The sequence below is a fragment of the Pseudomonas sp. DF5 genome, from assembly GCF_058148225.1.
Window position 1 is genome coordinate 16,747 of sequence record NZ_JBYVYM010000027.1, and the last position, 17,466, is coordinate 34,212.

At 57.7% G+C, this 17,466-nt stretch carries 18 protein-coding genes; 10 read left to right on the forward strand and 8 right to left on the reverse strand.

What is annotated here, in order from left to right; genetic code table 11:
• Window positions 1-15 precede the first annotated feature (15 nt).
• Window positions 16-1,017 (reverse strand): LLM class flavin-dependent oxidoreductase, encoded by a 1,002-nt coding sequence (locus tag AC30D7_RS22430; protein WP_064615703.1) that lies wholly within the window; start codon window positions 1,015-1,017, stop codon window positions 16-18.
• Window positions 1,018-1,254: 237 nt separating this feature from the next.
• Here AC30D7_RS22430 and AC30D7_RS22435 point away from each other — a divergent pair, with 237 nt between their 5' ends.
• Both AC30D7_RS22435 and AC30D7_RS22440 read left to right on the forward strand, forming a co-directional pair.
• Window positions 1,255-1,686, forward strand: coding sequence for an OsmC family protein (locus AC30D7_RS22435; protein ID WP_490135515.1), 432 nt, complete (start codon window positions 1,255-1,257; stop codon window positions 1,684-1,686).
• 174 nt (window positions 1,687-1,860) lie between these two features.
• Window positions 1,861-2,094, forward strand: coding sequence for a DUF1161 domain-containing protein (locus AC30D7_RS22440; protein WP_007940741.1), 234 nt, complete (start codon window positions 1,861-1,863; stop codon window positions 2,092-2,094).
• A 6-nt stretch (window positions 2,095-2,100) separates the two neighbouring features.
• On the opposite strand, the gene AC30D7_RS22445 is transcribed toward AC30D7_RS22440, so the two are convergent.
• Together AC30D7_RS22445 and AC30D7_RS22450 are read right to left on the reverse strand one after the other, a co-directional pair.
• Window positions 2,101-2,520 carry a PA0061/PA0062 family lipoprotein gene (locus AC30D7_RS22445; RefSeq protein WP_490135516.1) on the reverse strand — a complete coding sequence of 140 codons (420 nt, stop codon included), beginning with the start codon at window positions 2,518-2,520 and terminating at the stop codon, window positions 2,101-2,103.
• Window positions 2,521-2,560: 40 nt separating this feature from the next.
• A complete protein-coding gene (locus tag AC30D7_RS22450; protein ID WP_490135517.1) occupies window positions 2,561-2,977 on the reverse strand; it encodes a PA0061/PA0062 family lipoprotein in 417 nt (138 codons plus the stop codon).
• Between the two features lie 59 nt (window positions 2,978-3,036).
• Between AC30D7_RS22450 and AC30D7_RS22455 the strand changes: the two genes are divergently transcribed.
• Window positions 3,037-4,128, forward strand: coding sequence for an aminopeptidase (locus AC30D7_RS22455; RefSeq protein WP_490135518.1), 1,092 nt, complete (start codon window positions 3,037-3,039; stop codon window positions 4,126-4,128).
• A gap of 87 nt (window positions 4,129-4,215) precedes the next feature.
• Here the strand turns inward: AC30D7_RS22455 and AC30D7_RS22460 are convergent, their stop codons facing one another.
• Both AC30D7_RS22460 and AC30D7_RS22465 read right to left on the reverse strand, forming a co-directional pair.
• The gene (locus AC30D7_RS22460; protein WP_490135519.1) at window positions 4,216-4,866 is read right to left on the reverse strand and encodes an HAD family hydrolase; all 651 of its coding nucleotides are present in this window, start codon (window positions 4,864-4,866) and stop codon (window positions 4,216-4,218) included.
• 45 nt (window positions 4,867-4,911) lie between these two features.
• Window positions 4,912-5,457 (reverse strand): gamma carbonic anhydrase family protein, encoded by a 546-nt coding sequence (locus AC30D7_RS22465; protein WP_007902790.1) that lies wholly within the window; start codon window positions 5,455-5,457, stop codon window positions 4,912-4,914.
• 62 nt (window positions 5,458-5,519) lie between these two features.
• On the opposite strand from AC30D7_RS22465, the gene prlC reads away from it, so the two are divergent.
• From prlC to AC30D7_RS22480, 3 genes are all read left to right on the forward strand, one after another.
• Window positions 5,520-7,610 carry an oligopeptidase A gene (prlC, locus tag AC30D7_RS22470; RefSeq protein WP_490135520.1) on the forward strand — a complete coding sequence of 697 codons (2,091 nt, stop codon included), beginning with the start codon at window positions 5,520-5,522 and terminating at the stop codon, window positions 7,608-7,610.
• On the forward strand, window positions 7,607-7,894 hold the full coding sequence (locus tag AC30D7_RS22475; RefSeq protein WP_490135521.1) for a YheV family putative zinc ribbon protein: 288 nt from the start codon (window positions 7,607-7,609) through the stop codon (window positions 7,892-7,894). Before prlC ends, AC30D7_RS22475 begins: the two co-directional genes overlap by 4 nt.
• A 108-nt stretch (window positions 7,895-8,002) precedes the next feature.
• Window positions 8,003-10,051: a M3 family metallopeptidase gene (locus AC30D7_RS22480; protein WP_490135522.1), complete on the forward strand. Its 2,049-nt coding sequence runs from the start codon at window positions 8,003-8,005 to the stop codon at window positions 10,049-10,051.
• On the opposite strand, the gene AC30D7_RS22485 is transcribed toward AC30D7_RS22480, so the two are convergent.
• A complete protein-coding gene (locus AC30D7_RS22485; RefSeq protein ID WP_490135523.1) occupies window positions 10,029-10,676 on the reverse strand; it encodes a dual specificity protein phosphatase family protein in 648 nt (215 codons plus the stop codon). The two genes, AC30D7_RS22480 and AC30D7_RS22485, sit on opposite strands and share 23 nt — an antisense overlap.
• A 255-nt stretch (window positions 10,677-10,931) precedes the next feature.
• Window positions 10,932-11,237 carry a hypothetical protein gene (locus AC30D7_RS22490; RefSeq protein ID WP_490135524.1) on the reverse strand — a complete coding sequence of 102 codons (306 nt, stop codon included), beginning with the start codon at window positions 11,235-11,237 and terminating at the stop codon, window positions 10,932-10,934.
• Between the two features lie 241 nt (window positions 11,238-11,478).
• Here AC30D7_RS22490 and AC30D7_RS22495 point away from each other — a divergent pair, with 241 nt between their 5' ends.
• The 3 genes from AC30D7_RS22495 to AC30D7_RS22505 all read left to right on the forward strand — a co-directional run bounded on the left by AC30D7_RS22495 (window position 11,479) and on the right by AC30D7_RS22505 (window position 15,158).
• Window positions 11,479-12,537, forward strand: a complete 1,059-nt coding sequence (locus AC30D7_RS22495) for a PA0069 family radical SAM protein (protein ID WP_490135525.1) — start codon at window positions 11,479-11,481, stop codon at window positions 12,535-12,537.
• Window positions 12,538-12,778: 241 nt separating this feature from the next.
• On the forward strand, window positions 12,779-13,510 hold the full coding sequence (locus tag AC30D7_RS22500; protein ID WP_018927254.1) for a carbonic anhydrase: 732 nt from the start codon (window positions 12,779-12,781) through the stop codon (window positions 13,508-13,510).
• Window positions 13,511-13,631: 121 nt separating this feature from the next.
• On the forward strand, window positions 13,632-15,158 hold the full coding sequence (locus AC30D7_RS22505) for a SulP family inorganic anion transporter (RefSeq protein ID WP_490135526.1): 1,527 nt from the start codon (window positions 13,632-13,634) through the stop codon (window positions 15,156-15,158).
• A gap of 120 nt (window positions 15,159-15,278) precedes the next feature.
• Here the strand turns inward: AC30D7_RS22505 and AC30D7_RS22510 are convergent, their stop codons facing one another.
• Window positions 15,279-15,929, reverse strand: a complete 651-nt coding sequence (locus tag AC30D7_RS22510) for a hypothetical protein (RefSeq protein ID WP_490135527.1) — start codon at window positions 15,927-15,929, stop codon at window positions 15,279-15,281.
• A 372-nt stretch (window positions 15,930-16,301) separates the two neighbouring features.
• Between AC30D7_RS22510 and coxB the strand changes: the two genes are divergently transcribed.
• Entirely contained in the window at window positions 16,302-17,429 is a 1,128-nt protein-coding gene (gene coxB / locus AC30D7_RS22515; RefSeq protein ID WP_490135528.1) for a cytochrome c oxidase subunit II, read from the forward strand.
• The last annotated feature ends 37 nt before the right edge of the window (window positions 17,430-17,466 follow it).

Here is a 17,466-nt window from a genome sequence, read left to right on the forward strand (position 1 = left end):
GATGCCGTTTAAGTGTCAGCCCTTCATGACCTGCGCCAACAGTTCATAGGAGTGCACGCGATCGGCATGTTCGTACAGATCACAGGTGAAAATCAGTTCATCCGCCTGAGTCTGTTCGATCAGCACCTCAAGCTTGGCGCGGATTTTCTGCGGGCTGCCGACCATCGCCAGCCCCAGGAAATCACCGACCGCTTCTTTCTCATGGGGCAGCCACAGGCCGTCCATGGTCTTCACGGGGGGGCGTTGCACCAGGCTCTGGCCACGCATCAACGCAAGAATCCGCTGGTACACCGAAGTGGCCAGGTAATCGGCCTGCTCGTCGGTGTCTGCCGCCACCAGCGGCACACCGAGCATCACGTAAGGCTTATCCAACACCGCTGATGGCTTGAAGTGATTGCGGTAGACGCGAATCGCTTCATGCATGAAGCGCGGTGCGAAATGTGAAGCGAAGGCGTATGGCAATCCGCGCTCACCGGCCAGCTGCGCACTGAACAGGCTCGAACCCAACAACCAGACCGGGACATTGGTGCCGGTACCCGGCATGGCAATGATCCGCTGATCCGGCGTGCGTGGGCCGAGGTAGCGCATCAACTCGGCCACGTCTTCCGGGAAATCGTCGGCGCTGCCGGAACGCTCGCGACGCAAAGCGCGGGCGGTCATTTGATCGGAGCCGGGCGCGCGCCCCAGGCCCAGGTCAATCCGGCCTGGATACAGGCTTTCAAGAGTGCCGAACTGCTCGGCGATCACCAGCGGCGCATGGTTGGGCAACATCACGCCCCCTGAACCGACACGAATGGTCGAAGTGCCACCGGCCAGATAGCCCAGCAGGACCGAGGTCGCCGAACTGGCTATCCCGTCCATATTGTGGTGTTCGGCGACCCAAAAGCGGTTGTAGCCGAATTTTTCAACGTGCTGCGCCAGGTCCAGGGAATTGCGCAGAGACTGGGCCGCACTGCCGTTCTCGCGCACGGGCACCAGGTCGAGGGTCGAAAACTTTATCTCAGACAGTCGTTTCATAAACCTGCTTCTCCAATGGGTAAGCAGGTTTTTCACCAACGAAAACCTGCCGAGTCTATAAGCGTGTTCTCTGCAATGAGGGCATATACCCGAGTTTCAATAGAAGAGACAAAATTCCTGTGCAATTAGAGGACTGATCAGATGAGGTGAACTTTGCCCGACGGTCTATCCTCAGAACCCTGGTAACCGAAAACCACGAAGGCGTGACAGTTCGCGCCGGATCTTGAGGAGGCAGACATGGCTATCACAAAGAAAGCATCGGCTCATTGGGAAGGTGATCTGAAGACCGGCATCGGCACGATTTCCACGGAAACCGGTGTACTCAGAGAAGCGCCCTACGGCTTCAAGGCCCGTTTCGAAGGCGGTAAAGGCACCAATCCCGAGGAGTTGATCGGCGCAGCTCACGCCGGCTGTTTCTCCATGGCGTTTTCAATGATTCTCGGTGAAGCCGGCCTCAAGGCCGACAGCATCGACACCAACGCCGAAGTTACCCTGGACCAGGTGGACGGCGGTTTTGCGATCACCGCGGTGAAACTGATCCTCGAGGCGAAAATCCCCGGGGCGACCCAGGCGCAGTTCGAGGAACTGAGCAACAAGGCCAAAGAGGGCTGCCCGGTGTCCAAGGTGCTGAATGCGAAAATCAGCCTGGATGCGACATTGGTCAGCTAAACCGATAAAAGATCGCAGTCTTCGGCAGCGCCTACATTGATCGACCGGCAGGAGCTGCCGAAGGCTGCGATCTTTTTTGCGTTGAAACAAAACCTGGCTGGCGTAATTGTGGTCGAATAAATGACAGCAGCTTTAGCGCATCACCGTGCGCGCTGCCTCAAGGGAGCTTCAACCATGAAACGTTTTGCCTTGGCGGTTATCTGTTGCACGCTGGCCACATCGGCCCTCGCTCAACAGAAACCCTGTGAGGAACTCAAGGCCGAGATCGAAGCCAAGATCCAGGCCAATAACGTCTCGTCCTACACCCTGGAAATTGTCACCAACGACGAAGTGCACGATCAGAACATGGTGGTCGGCACGTGCGAAAACGGCACGAAGAAAATCATCTACCAAAAAAATGACAGTTGATTCGCCTCACATGAGGCAGTAGCTCTCGCGATCTTCGGCGACAATCTCCCGCTTGGCGTTATACAGCCGGGCGCTAGGGGTGAAGGCTATGGAGCGAGCTTCCAGCAGATAACGCTGGCCAGCTTCGAAATGGTCGTAATTGATGGTCAGGTAGCATATTCGCTCCAGAGGAGTGTTCAGCAAACCCGGCCCACCACCAAACACTTCAAAGTCGAAACGCACTCTCAGCTCATGGCTACCCGGTGTGACCTGAAAGTAACGGCCATCGCTCAACCGCTGGTTGTCCAGACGATCAGCCATCAGCAGTTTCCCGCCGGGAACTGGCGTAGCGAAGTCGACCCAGGCCATCTGCGGATTGACCGCCGGCAACGGACTCGTGCAGCCGACAAAGGCACTTGCAGCGAGCAACAGCAACAACCTGCGCATGATGAATATCCCAAGGACTGGTCATTCAGCATAGCGCCGATCAGGTGCGTTGGCAGCCCGCTGGCTTACCCTGTCCAATCACTTTTCGCTGCTGATCATAAAGCTTTGCCCACGGCCGAAAGCCGATATTCCCCGCTTGCAGCTGATACCGCTGCCCGGCGTTGAAGTCCTTGAATTTCACATTCAACTGGCAGTCGCGCCACAACGGCTCGGCATCGGGGCCAATGTTGGTCGGCTGGACCGCGAACAAGTAGCGAACCTTCAGCTCATGGCTGCCGGGCTGCACCTGGAAGTAGCGCTTGTCGATGGACACCTTGTTATCGACTTCCAGCGCTTGCAACGCGGTGTCTTCCTGCCCTGAATCCAGATCGATCCAGGCCTGCGAAGGATCAGGGGTAGGCAATCCGGCACAGCCAGCCAGCACCAGCAGGCCTGCCGTCAGCATCAATTTGCGCATAGCGGAGCTCCAATAGGCGGGATAGTCTGGCGGGCAGACTTTCCAGGGGATTTTTTATTTTGATCAGGCCGCGTCCAAGCCTTGGGTTACTTGATCGCGTTTTACGCATTTTGTTTCCGGGCGTGATTCTTTTGTTGCTCAACGGCTGCGCGAGCATCAGCTATTACGGCCAATTGGCCAGTGGTCAGCTGCACTTGCTGCGGGCTCGGGAGCCGGTTGCCAAGGTGATTGCCGATCCCGACCGCGATCGGCAATTGCGTGCGCATCTAGCTCAATCACAAAAGGCCCGAACGTTCGCCAGCCAACACCTGCATCTGCCGGACAACCAGAGCTACCGTTTGTACGCCGACATCGGCCGACCGTATGTAGTCTGGAATGTCTTCGCCACGCCGGAGTTTTCGCTCAAGCCGCAGAACCATTGCTTCCCCGTCGCCGGCTGCGTCGCTTATCGCGGTTTTTACAGTCAGAGCGCTGCTCGCGGTGAGGCCGCCTTGCAACGCCTGCAAGGTATGGACGTGTCGATCGGCGGCGTCGAGGCCTATTCGACGCTCGGTTGGTTCAACGATCCGATTATTAGCTCGATGATGGCGTGGGGCGACGAACGGTTGGCCACGCTGATATTCCACGAACTCGCGCACCAACGTTTTTATGTGAAAGACGACACCGAGTTCAACGAGTCCTTCGCCACGTTCGTCGAACAGGAAGGCACTCGCCAATGGCGCGCATTCCGAGACATGCCGCCGGATAATGGATCGTTGGTACGCCAACGCGACCAGTTCATCCAATTGATTCTGGACACCCGCACCCGGCTTGAACGGCTTTACGCCCTGCCGCTGCCGACCGACCAAATGCGTGAGCGAAAAGCGGCCGAGTTCGAACAACTGCGCCGTGAGTACAGGACCCTGCGCGACAGCCAATGGGCTGGCAACAATCGCTACGATGCATGGATCAACGCCCCGATGAACAACGCCCGATTATTGCCGTTTGGTTTGTATGACCAGTGGGTGCCAGCGTTTACCGCACTGTTCAGGCAGGTCGATGGGGATTGGGTGAGGTTTTATGCGGCAGTGGAGAAGGTGGGCGCGTTGCCGGTTGGGGAGCGCAAGGCGGCGTTGAGGGCGTTGGCAGGATCAGCGAATTCCGGTGGCTGAACGTGCCCCTTCGCGGGCAAGCCTCACTCCTACGGATTTGGAGGCAAGCCCCTGTAGGAGCGAGGCTTGCCCGCGAAGGCATACTAATCAGCGCTGCAGAAACGCCTGATGCAACTCATCCAGCGTCTCGAAGTGATACGCCGGTGCTTCGGCGCTCAGCTCCTCCCGGCTGCCAAACCCATAACCCACTGCCGCCGCGTCCAGTCCATTGCTGCGAGCACCGATCAAGTCATGCTTACGGTCGCCGATCATCACGGTATTGGCCGGGTCGAGGCCTTCTTCAGCCATCAAGTGCGCAATCAGCTCGACCTTGTTGGTCCGCGTGCCATCCAGCTCACTGCCGTAAATCACCTTGAAGTGTTTGGCGAAGTCGAAGTGCCGGGCAATTTCCCGGGCGAAAACCCATGGCTTGGAGGTCGCGATGTACAGCTGCCGCCCTTGGCCACCGAGGGTTTCCAGTAGAGGCGTGACGCCGTCGAACACGCGGTTTTCATACAGGCCGGTGACCTTGAAGCGTTCACGATAGAAGTTCACTGCCTCCCAGGCCTTGGGTTCGTCGAAGTCATAGAACTGCATGAACGCCTGCAACAATGGCGGGCCAATGAAATGTTCGAGCCTGGTCAGGTCCGGTTCATCGATACCCAGTTTGCTCAGGGCGAACTGGATGGAGCGGGTGATGCCTTCGCGCGGGTCGGTCAGCGTGCCATCGAGGTCGAACAATACGGTTTGGTAATGCATGGAAATTCCTGAGCAATAGCGAGACGCTTTCCGTTATCAAGAGGCTTAGAGCTGGTCGTAGCCTTCGGCCAGATGCAGGTCCTTGAGCTTCACGTAATTCGCTGCACTGTAGGTGAAAAAGGCTTTTTCCTTGTCCGTCAGCGGCCGGATCTGCTTCACCGGGCTACCAACATAAAGGAAACCGCTTTCCAGGCGCTTACCCGGTGGCACCAGGCTACCGGCGCCGATTATCACATCGTCCTCGACCACCGCACCGTCCATGACGATGCTGCCCATGCCGATCAGAATCCGGTTGCCCACGGCGCAACCATGAAGCATGACTTTATGCGCGATGGTCACATCGTCACCGATCAGTAACGGAAAGCCATCGGGGTTGAATGGCCCTGCATGGGTGATGTGCAACACGCAGCCATCCTGCACGCTGGTGCGCGCACCGATCCGGATGCGATGCATGTCGCCGCGGATCACCGTCAGCGGCCAGACGGAGCTGTCTTCGCCGATTTCGACGTCGCCGATCACCACTGCCGAACCGTCGACAAAAGCGCCTTTACCCAGCAGTGGCGTGTGATTCTGATACTTGCGAAGGGTCACGATAGGGTTTCTCTCTGTTGCCGATAGCTGCGGTGAGCGTCGATTGTAATTAAGATGGGCGCATGTTTCTTCCCGCATGTTTTCCAGCCAAGGTGCCAACCGTGAGCGTGAACAACCCTCTTCTGCAGTCCTACGACCTGCCGCCGTTCTCGGCGATCCGTGCCGAACACGTGCAACCGGCCATTGAAAAGATCCTGGCTGACAACCGCGCCGCCATTGTGGAAATCCTCAAGACCCAAGGCAAACAACCAACCTGGGCCGGCCTGGTGCTGGCGATGGACGAACTCAATGATCGTCTGGGCGCCGCCTGGAGCCCGGTCAGCCACCTCAATGCCGTGTGCAACAGCGCTGAGTTGCGCGAGGCTTACGAGTCCTGCCTGCCGGCCCTGAGCGCCTACGCCACCGAGCTGGGCCAGAACCGTGAACTGTTTCAGGCCTATGAAGCGCTGGCGAACAGTCCTGAGGCCGCCGGTTTCGACGTGGCGCAGAAAACCATCCTGGAGCACGCCCTGCGTGACTTCCGCCTGTCGGGTATCGACCTGCCTGAAGCCGAACAAAAGCGTTATGCCGACGTGCAGAGCAAACTGTCGGAGCTGGGCAGTCGCTTCTCCAACCAGTTGCTCGACGCCACTCAGGCCTGGACCAAGCACATCACTGACGAAGCCGCCCTCGCCGGCCTGACCGATTCGGCCAAGGCGCAGATGGCCGCCGCCGCGCAAGCCAAAGACCTCGACGGCTGGCTGATCACCCTGGAATTCCCGAGTTACTACGCGGTGATGACCTACGCCCAGGACCGCGCCCTGCGCGAAGAAGTCTACGCCGCCTACTGCACCCGTGCGTCGGACCAAGGCCCGAATGCCGGTCAGAACGATAACGGCCCGGTCATGGAAGAAATCCTCGACCTGCGTCAGGAACTGGCAAAACTATTGGGTTTCACCAGCTTCTCAGAGCTGAGCCTGGCGACCAAAATGGCCGAATCCAGCGATCAGGTTCTCAGCTTCCTGCGCGACCTGGCCAAGCGCAGCAAGCCGTTCGCCGTCCGGGATCTGGAGCAGCTCAAGGCCTACGCCGCCGAACAGGGTTGCCCGGACCTGCAAAGCTGGGACAGCGGTTTCTACGGTGAAAAACTTCGCGAGCAGCGCTACAGCGTTGCCCAGGAAACCCTTCGCGCGTACTTCCCGATCGACAAGGTTCTGGGTGGGCTGTTCGCCATCGTCCAGCGCCTGTACGGCATTGAGATCGCCGAGCTGAAAGGCTTCGATACCTGGCACCCAGATGTTCGCCTGTTCGAAATCAAGGAAAACGGCCAGCACGTCGGCCGCTTCTTCTTCGACCTCTATGCCCGCGCCAACAAGCGTGGCGGTGCCTGGATGGACGGCGCCCGCGATCACCGCCGCACAATCAATGGTGTGCTGCAAAGCCCGGTGGCGAACCTGGTGTGCAATTTCACCCCAGCCGACAGCGGTAAACCAGCCCTGCTGACTCACGACGAAGTGACCACCCTGTTCCATGAATTCGGTCACGGCCTGCATCACCTGCTGACCCGCGTCGAGCACGCTGGTGTGTCCGGCATCAACGGCGTGGCCTGGGATGCGGTCGAGCTGCCAAGCCAGTTCATGGAAAACTGGTGCTGGGAGCCGGAAGGTCTGGCACTGATTTCCGGTCACTACGAAACCGGCGAACCGTTGCCTCAGGATCTGCTGGAGAAAATGCTCGCGGCGAAGAACTTCCAGTCCGGCCTGATGATGGTCCGCCAACTGGAGTTCTCGCTGTTCGACTTCGAGCTGCACGCCACCCACGGCGACGGCCGCAGCGTGCTGCAAGTGCTCGAAGGGGTGCGTGATGAGGTTTCGGTCATGCGTCCACCGGCCTACAACCGTTTCCCCAACAGCTTCGCCCACATCTTCGCCGGTGGTTACGCAGCGGGTTACTACAGCTATAAATGGGCAGAAGTATTGTCGGCCGATGCCTTCTCGAAGTTCGAAGAAGACGGCGTGCTCAATGCCCAGACCGGTCGTGCCTTCCGCGAAGCGATCCTGGCACGAGGTGGTTCCCAGGAACCGATGGTGCTGTTCGTCGACTTCCGTGGCCGTGCGCCATCGATTGACGCACTCTTGCGCCACAGCGGCCTGACCGAGGACGCGGCAGCATGAGTGAGGGACCTGTGATTACCAAAAAACGCTTTATCGCCGGGGCGGTCTGCCCGGCTTGCAGCGAGCCGGACAAGTTGATGATGTGGAGCGAAGATACTGTTCCGCACCGCGAGTGCGTGGCCTGCGGTTATTCCGACACGCTGAATGAACAAGGTCTGTCGGTGCCCAAGGAATTGGGCACCCGGGTCAATACCCCGGCACTCAAGGTGCCGGACGCCAAGGTTCAGGCAGTGCAGTTTTTTCCGAACCCAAAGTTGAAGAAAAAACCCGACGAGCAACACTGACTGGAACACCACCTTTCACTCCCGTGAAAGGTGGTATCTATCTACCACCTTTCTCCGGCGCTTCCTTATTAGGCTGACCACATTCAGCCTCCAGTCAAGGAAGACACCATGCCAGATACCAATCCGCTTCTACAGCACTGGAACCTGCCGCCCTATTCGGATGTTCGCGCCGAGCATCTCGTGCCGGCCATCGAAAGAATCATCAGCGACAACCGTCAGGCCATTCCCGCGATCATCGCCACCCAATCAGCATTCCCGACCTGGGACGACCTTGTGCTGGCAGTCGATGACACCGATGCACGTCTGGATGAAGCCATGGGCATCATCGAAACCCTCGCCATGGTGAAGCACGACGGTGACACCTGGGAGCTGGCAATCGATGCATGTCGTGATGCCGTGGCGCAGTACAAAACCGAAAAAATGAGCAATCAGGCACTGTTCCGGGCCTATCAAAAGCTCGCGCAAAGCCCGATCGCCACAAGTTTCGATGAATCTCGCAAAGCTGTGCTGAACAAGATTCTGCGCAGGTTTCATTTCTCCGGGATCGAATTGCCCCTCGATCAACAGCAGCAGCTTGCTCGCCTGAGTCGCGAAATCAGCGCGCTCGAGAGCCTGTTCCTGAAACACCTGGAGAACGCTGGCTCGGCTTGGGACAAGCGCATCGACACAGTCGCTCAACTCAACGGTTTACCCGTGGCGACCCAAGATCGTCTGGCACTCAACGCACGGCAGGCTGGGCACGCAGGCTGGCTGATAACCCTGGATCAGGACACCTACAATCAAGTCATGGTCCATGCCGAAGATCGCTCCCTGCGTGAAGAGTATTTCATTGCCTTCAACACTCGAGCCTCCGATCAGGGCTCCCATGCCGGGCAATTCGATAATGGTCCGGTATTGGAATCGCTGTTGGCCAAGCGTCATCTCAAAGCCCAACTGCTGGGGTATGAAAACTTTGCCCAACTGAGCCTGACGAACCGGATGGCAGGCTCAACCGCACAGGTCAGCGGATTCCTGCGTCGACAAGTGGCACTGAAAACACCGAGTTTCGAGGAGGATGCGCAGGCGCTCAAGGAGTTCGCGGCGGGACAGGGCATTGCTGAGGTACAGCCCTGGGACCACGAGTTTCTAGCCGAAAAGCTGCGTCAGCAATATCTCGATACGCCCCTGAAAAACCTGCGCGATTATTTTCCCCTGGACGCAACCCTGCGCCGAATCTGCCTGTTCAGCGAGCGCATGTTCGGGGTCCAGATCGTTGAGCAATCGAAGTTCAGTCGCTGGCATGACAACGTCCGTCTATTTGAAGTCAGCGAGCATGGGCAGGTGATCGGACACATTTACCTCGACCCGTTCCATCGCAAGGAGGCTCCTGACTTTCCATGGACCGCAACACCGCGCAATCGGCGAGTAGACGCCGAAGGCCGATTGACTCTGCCAATAGCCGTTATTCACGCCAACTTCACTGAGACTCTTGCTGATCAGCCTTGTCTGCTGACTCATCTGGACCTGCGGGTGCTTTTCCATGAATTTGGCCACTGCCTGCACCACACACTGACTCGTTCACCGCATTACACTCTTTCAGGCATCTCCCAGCTGGGACGCGACACGGCGGAGTTTGCCGGGCAACTATTCGAACGCTGGTGCTTTTCTCGAGAATTTCTACTGTGGCTGGCGACCCACTACCGCACCGGTGAACGCTTGACCGAGGCTCAAATCGATAAAGCACTGACATCGATTCAAACCCATGGCAGCTGGCAGACAGCCAGATTGCTGATGGCTGGCTGGTTTGATTTCCAACTGCACCGCTCACAAGGCGATGGTCGTAGCGTTCGGCAAGTGTTCGAAGACGTACAGCAGGAATTTCCTCACCTGAAATTGTCTTCCTACAGCCGACTCGCCAACAGTTTCGATTATATGGTGACCGGTTACGGCGCGTCGGTTTACGCCTACAACTGGTCAGATGTGCTGGCCACCGAAGCCTTCAAACGCTTTGAGCGGGATTGGGTTTTCAATGCCAAAACAGGTAAAGCTTTCCGCGAAGCCATTTTTTCACCCGGGGATTCGCGCTCTCTATTGTCATCTGTAGAGGCATTTCTGGAGCGCTCGCTTGCCGAGGATCTTTTCCCGGCGACAGCGGTTACTCAATGTGGGCCGATTTGAACCAGTTCTTCATTGAACAGCTGGCAAATGGGCTGGTACTGCAATCACCATTGGCCAGCGCCGTACGAAGTTTGTCGACATCAGCCTGCATCATGTAGCGAATGCCGTCCTTGAAGTGGGTGCTGTCGCCAAAACCGCCCTGGGTCATTTCACTCAGCGCGTCTTCCTTGCTCCAGCCCTGCACCACCACCCGGTACATCGCGGCCATCAAGCCGGTGCGATCCGAGCCGTGCTTGCAGTGCATAAGCACAGGGCCTTTGGCTTCAGCGGTCTGAATCGCGCGAATGGCCTTGAGCACATCACTGTCATCTACGTGATTGGTCCGGTAGGGCAGCTGTATCTGGGTGATTCCGGGTGCGGACAACCAACTTGAGTCTGGCTCAGGCAGGAAGTTGATAACGGTGGCGACCTTGAGTTTTTCCAGCAACGGCACCGCTCCCTTGTCCGGCAATGCACTGCGATAGAGGGTCGGGGACATCTGATAGAGGTTGTACTGAACCTCCACCGATTGAGCCCAGCCCGCAGGCCGAGGTGGAGCAGCGTCGTCAGCGTGGGCCAGCGTCAGGTTGAACAGTGCGGCCAGCGACAAAAGAATCGTCGCAGGTAGAAGGCGCAGTAGGGACATGCTCAGGCGACCGTGAAGTGATGGATAAGTGATCGACAGCCTGAACTCGGGACAGTCAAAGACCTGTGAGGCCGCTGTCAAAGAATCGTGAATAGAACAGCAAATGCCCGAGGCTGGTTGTCATTCGGGTCAGCCGGACTGTCCGACATCGCTAGTTGACTGAGAGACACTATCCGGCAAGACCTCGAGTTAATAGACACCGATAAAACCAGGCCTGCATGGAGTTTCATGCAGACCTGGCAACAACTATCAACTTCAGGGATTTACGATACTGGAATAAGCCTTGGCCAAGGCCAGCAGTTTTGCCTTGTCGTCACCATCGATATCGCCATCACCGTCCACATCGCTGTTAATGGTCTTGATCGTGAAGGACTGACCACCATCGCTGGAAACCGCTGTCACATAGACGGAATCGACCAGTGCCTCTGTCTGCACTTCATTTACCGCATCCCATCCCAGCTCTTTACGGGCAAGCTGCATCGATACTTGTGCTTCGCGAGGATTGGTTATGCTGGGCACCAACAGTTGCAAAAAAATACCACGCTGATTAAAAAACGACATGACTAAATCCTTTTAATTAATAATTCACGACAACTTCGTGTGACGAGAATGGTACTAACAGCCTTTGTAATTGCGCTACTTGATATATATTTCCGGTGATGACAGTTGCGCGATGCGTTTGATCCATAAACTTGTCTTGTTAGTTCCTTTATATAATCTCCGACATTCACTCGCCGAACGGCACTGGCTTGTCGCTTGCCCTCTTGATACTGTATGCACATACAGTCAATGGGTTTTATCGATGAACACGCCTCTGCCACCCCGCGGTCGCGGCACCGCCACCAACCCGCACAACCGTTTCGCACCGAACCGTTCGGTGGCCGAGGATGACGGCTGGTATCAGGAAGCGCCGATCACCCAAGGCACCGAGGTGCGCATCGAGACGGCGAAGACCATCATTACCCGCAACAACTCGCCGGACTTGCCCTTCGACCGCTCGATCAATCCCTATCGTGGCTGCGAGCATGGCTGTATCTATTGCTACGCACGGCCCAGCCACGCCTACTGGGACATGTCGCCAGGGCTGGATTTCGAAACCAGGCTGATCGCCAAGACCAACGCCGCCGATGTGCTGGAAGAACAACTGTGCAAACGCGGCTATCAATGCGCGCCGATCAACCTGGGCTCCAACACCGATCCTTATCAGCCCATCGAGCGTGAACACAGAATCACCCGCAAGATCCTCGAGGTGCTGCTGCGCTACCGCCATCCGGTGACCATCATCACCAAGGGCTCGCTGATCCTGCGCGATCTGGATCTGCTGGCCGAACTCGCCGAACAAAGGCTGGTGGCAGTAATGATCAGCCTCACCACTCTGGACGATGAGCTCAAACGCATCCTCGAGCCCCGTACGGCTGCGCCCAAGGCACGACTGCGGGCGATCCGGGTGATGCGTGAAGCGGGGATTCCGGTGGGCGTCTTGTGTTCACCGATGATTCCGATGATCAACGACAGCGAACTCGAAAGCCTGCTGACTGAAGCCCATGCGGCCGGAGCACAAACTGCGGCTTACATGATGTTGCGCCTGCCGCTGGAAGTGGCGCCGCTGTTCGAAGAGTGGCTGGCCGCCCACTATCCTCAGCGTGCAGCTCATGTGTTGAGCCTGATCCGCCAGAGCCGTGGCGGCGAGCTTTACGACAGTCGGTTTGGTGCCCGTATGCGCGGTGAAGGACCATTTGCCGATCTGCTGGCGCAGCGTTTTGCCAAAACCATCAAGCGCCTGGGGCTCAACCGTCGGGAAGGTTTCGATCTGGACTGCAAAGCCTTTTGTCCGCCGGGTCGCCAGATGTCATTGATTTAAGGACAATCGGACCTATGGTGGAGTAGTGAAAAAAGCACGTCGCGTTCGCTGGTCATATTTTTCATGACCTGGAACGTACGTTCTAGAGCGTTTGATTCAGTTTGAGTTAAGCTTCGGCCGCTACCTTGTTCATCGAGTGACTGACGGGTCTGCTTTTCGACCTGGATGTTTTTTATACAGCCACTGGCTTCACATCGGACAAAACGGGAAAATTCCCTGACTCCGCCAAAGAGGATGAATCATGAGTGACAAGGATAAACAGCCTTTGGCTGCGTCGGCTTCAGCCCAACCGGAGGCGGAAACCGCCGATGCAGCGCTGCAGCATATTGTTGACGGCTTTTTGCATTTTCATCACGAGATCTTTCCGCAGCAGGAAGAACTCTTCAAAAAACTCGCCACGGCCCAGCGGCCTCGGGCGATGTTCATCGCATGCGCCGATTCGCGCATTGTTCCCGAGCTGATCACCCAAAGCGCCCCCGGCGACCTGTTCGTCACCCGTAACGTCGGCAACGTCGTGCCGCCTTATGGGCAAATGAACGGTGGTGTTTCCACAGCCATCGAATACGCAGTGCTGGCGCTCGGCGTGCAGCACATCATCATCTGCGGTCACTCCGACTGTGGCGCCATGCGCGCGGTACTCAACCCGCAGAGCCTGGAAAAGATGCCGACGGTCAAAGCCTGGCTACGCCATGCGGAAGTGGCGAAAACCATGGTTCAGGACAACTGCCATTGCTCGAATGAAAGCGAGAGCATGCACATCCTTACCGAAGAGAATGTGATCGCTCAGTTGCAACATTTGCGCACGCACCCGTCGGTGGCCTCGCGCATGGCCAACGGTCAGCTGTTTATCCATGGTTGGGTGTACAACATCGAAACCAGCGAAATCCAGGCTTACGACGCGGATCAGGGTTGTTTCCTGCCGCTCGATGGCAGCCATCCGATTCCGGTGGCGACGCCCAAAGCGCGCTTCTAAATCCTCTTCGTGGCCTGTCTCTTTGCGAGACAGGCCACGAGATCCTTGTGTGGTTTAGCCGAGGCTGCTGATCAGGCAGCTTGGCTTTGCCATGCCTGAAGAAAACTTCGGGAGAGTCACCATGCGTGCCGCTCAATTAAAAGCTGTTCTGCCACGGGAGCTGCTGGCTTCGGTGGTTGTGTTTCTGGTTGCCCTGCCTTTGTGCATGGGCATCGCTATCGCCTCCGGGCTGCCACCGGCCAAAGGCCTGATCACCGGCATCATCGGTGGGCTGGTAGTTGGCTGGCTTGCCGGTTCACCGCTGCAAGTCAGCGGTCCGGCGGCAGGCCTGGCGGTATTGGTGTTCGAACTGGTGCGCCAGCATGGTATCGCCATGCTCGGGCCGATCCTGCTACTGGCGGGTTTTCTGCAATTGGTAGCCGGGCGTTTGAAACTGGGTTGCTGGTTTCGGGTCACGGCGCCGGCTGTGGTGTACGGCATGCTCGCCGGCATCGGTGTGTTGATCGTGCTGTCGCAAGTGCACGTGATGCTCGATGCCGTGCCCAAGCCCTCCGGGCTGGATAACCTGGCGGCCTTCCCTGCTGCAGTGATTCAGGCTTTGCCTTCGTTTGGCTGGCAGGCGGGTTTGCTCGGGCTGTCGACCATTGCCGTGATGTGGCTGTGGGAGAAATTCCGCCCGCATTCCCTGCGTTTCGTTCCCGGTGCATTGCTCGGGGTCGGTCTGGCAACGATCGCCAGCCTGGCGCTCGCCTTGCAGGTCAAACGTGTGGAGGTTCCGGCGAACCTGGCGGAGGCGATCGATTGGCTGCGCCCGGCAGACTTGCTCAACCTCGCCGATCCGACCCTGCTGATTGCCGCCTTCGCCGTGGCCTTTATCGCCAGCGCCGAAACCTTGCTGTCCGCCGCCGCTGTGGACCGTATGCACAACGGCCAGCGCTCGGATTTCGACCGTGAGCTATCGGCGCAAGGTGTGGGCAACATGTTGTGTGGTCTGCTCGGCGCGCTGCCGATGACCGGAGTGATCGTGCGTAGCTCGGCCAACGTTCAGGCCGGCGCCACTACCCGCCTGTCGACGGTGTTTCATGGCCTGTGGTTGCTGGCTTTCGTGTTGCTGCTATCGAGCGTGCTGCAAAGCATTCCGGTGGCGAGCCTGGCGGGCGTGCTGGTTTACACCGGTTTCAAACTGGTGGACCTCAAAGCCTTTCGCGGCCTGGGCCGTTATGGCCGGATGCCGATGTTTACCTATGCGGCGACTGCACTGGCAATCATCTTCACAGACCTGCTGACGGGCGTGCTGATCGGCTTTGGCCTGACGCTGGCCAAACTGGCCTGGAAGGCTTCGCGCCTGAAAATCAGCCTGATCGATCTACCGGCGGACGGCGAGATGGAACTGCGACTGGTGGGGGCGGCGACTTTCCTCAAGGTGCCGGCGTTGACCCAGGTGCTGGGGAGCATTCCCGCAGGCGCGACGGTACATGTGCCGCTCAATAACCTGAGCTACATCGATCACTCCTGCCTTGAGTTGCTGGAGGAATGGGGCCGGGCCAATGCGGCCAAGGGTTCGAAGCTGTTGATTGAAGCGCGGGGGTTGAAACGCAGGCTTGAAGGGCGGTTGCGTACTACAACCGGAGTGGGTTCAGCCGTTTAGATAACGCTGTGGGAGCTGGCTTGCTCGCGATAGTGATGGGTCATCCAACATTGATGTCGATTGATACAACGCTATCGCGAGCAGGCTCGCTCCCACAGGTGTTCGGTTCTTACCGTTGGATCAAGCCGCTGGCTGATCCAGCTCCAGCTCCACGCCCAATTGGCGCGACAGGCACGGCCAGCGCTTCCACGCGGCGCCGGTGTCCGGGCTGTTGAGTTTCTCGCGGTAGGCTTCCACTGACTCCAGCGCGAAACTTTCATCGTCTAGCATCTCGTCCACGGCGTGATGCACGGCCTCATCCAGTTGGTTGGCAAATTCCTCGCCAATCAATTGGTGGGCAATCAGGTTGGCGACAGTCATGTCCAAGGGGATCAATGGCTGGCCAAAATGCTTGATGTACAGGTCGTTGACCTCTTCGACCAGGCGGTGCGCCAGATAAGCTTCGTCCAGCAGACTGTCCAGGCCAACGTGACCGGCCATGATCGCCGGCGGCTGGAGGAAGAACTGCTCGGCGATCGTCAGTACCGGCTTGATCTGCGATTCGATACCCGCTTCCCTGGCGACTTCATTGGCCGCATCCAGCAGGTCTGGCACTTGTTCTATATACGCGGCCACAAAACGCGTCATCACGCCGTTGGCATCGACATCCGGCAATTGGATGGCGGAGTGAAGGTGTGGCAGTTGGGTTTCCAGCTGACGAGTCAGCAGGCCGGTCTCGGCTTCATGTTGTTGGGCTTTTTGGATCTGCTCGCGCAATGCGGCGGTGTTCATGAAAACTCCAGGAAACAAAGGCAATGAAATAGGGAAGAGATAACTTAGCTGGCTTGGGAAAAAGGCTAAGACGCATTTGTCATAATTATTTCATCCTTGAGACGCCTGCGTTATATCGATTTGCCACCACTCGTCTGCATCCTTCTCCATTCGTGACCTAGAACGCAAGTCCAACCTGTTTCAGCTGATTTACCCCATCGCGTTGCGAGGTGGCAGTCGCTGTCTATACTCGGTTCTGAATGGAGTTAGCTGATGACACCCGACTGCATATGCAGCAAGGCTCGGCGATTCAAGTTCGTGGTCTGAAAAAGCCGCTCCCTTGCCGCAGGCGTTACGCCTACGGGATAACAAGAACGATAAGGGGAACCCGCAATGATGCGACATCCACATGTCTGGATGGGCCTCCTGTTGTGGTCGATTTTCAGTCAGGCGCAAGCGGCCTGGACTGTCAATATGGCGCCTGGAGCGACTGAGATCAGTCACGCAGTATTCGATCTGCACATGACCATTTTCTGGATCTGTGTGGTGATCGGCATCATCGTCTTCGGCGCCATGTTCTGGTCGATGATGATCCACCGCCGCTCGACCGGGCAGGTGGCCGCAAAATTTCATGAAAGCACCACCGTTGAAATCCTCTGGACCATCGTGCCCCTGCTTATCCTGGTGGCCATGGCGGTCCCCGCAACCGCCACACTGATCAGGATGTACGACAACACCGAGTCGGATATCGATATCCAGGTCACCGGCTATCAGTGGAAGTGGCATTACAAATACCTGGGTCAGGACGTCGAATTTTTCAGCAACCTGACCACCCCCGCCGATCAGATCCACAACAAGGAAGCCAAGGGCGAGCATTACTTGCTGGAGGTCGACAAGCCGCTGGTGCTGCCGATCGGTGCCAAGGTGCGCTTTCTGGTGACCTCCGCCGACGTCATCCACTCCTGGTGGGTGCCGGCCTTCGCGGTCAAGCGCGATGCGATTCCGGGCTTCGTCAATGAATCCTGGACCCGTGTCGACAAACCCGGCATCTACCGTGGCCAGTGCGCCGAGCTGTGCGGCAAGGATCACGGCTTCATGCCGATCGTGGTCGAGGTCAAGGAAAAGGCCGACTACGAAAAATGGCTGAGCGAGCGCAAGGCGGAAGCCGCGCAACTCAAAGAGCTGACCAGCAAGGAATGGACCCTCGACGAGCTCAAGGAGCGCGGCGACAAGATTTATCACACCACTTGCGTGGCCTGTCACCAGGCCGAAGGCCAGGGCCTGCCGCCGATGTTCCCGGCACTCAAGGGCTCGAAAATCGCCACTGGCCCGATCAAGGACCATCTGAGCCTGGTCTTCCACGGCAAGCCCGGCACCGCGATGGCGGCGTTCGGCAAGCAGCTCTCGGAAGTCGATATCGCGGCGGTCGTGACCTACGAACGTAACGCCTGGGGCAACAACAAAGGCGACATGGTCACCCCTAAAGAAGTGCTGGAGCTGAAACAGGCGGAAAGCAAATGACCCGGTCTATTGCGTACTCAAGGAATCGGTCGGGGCA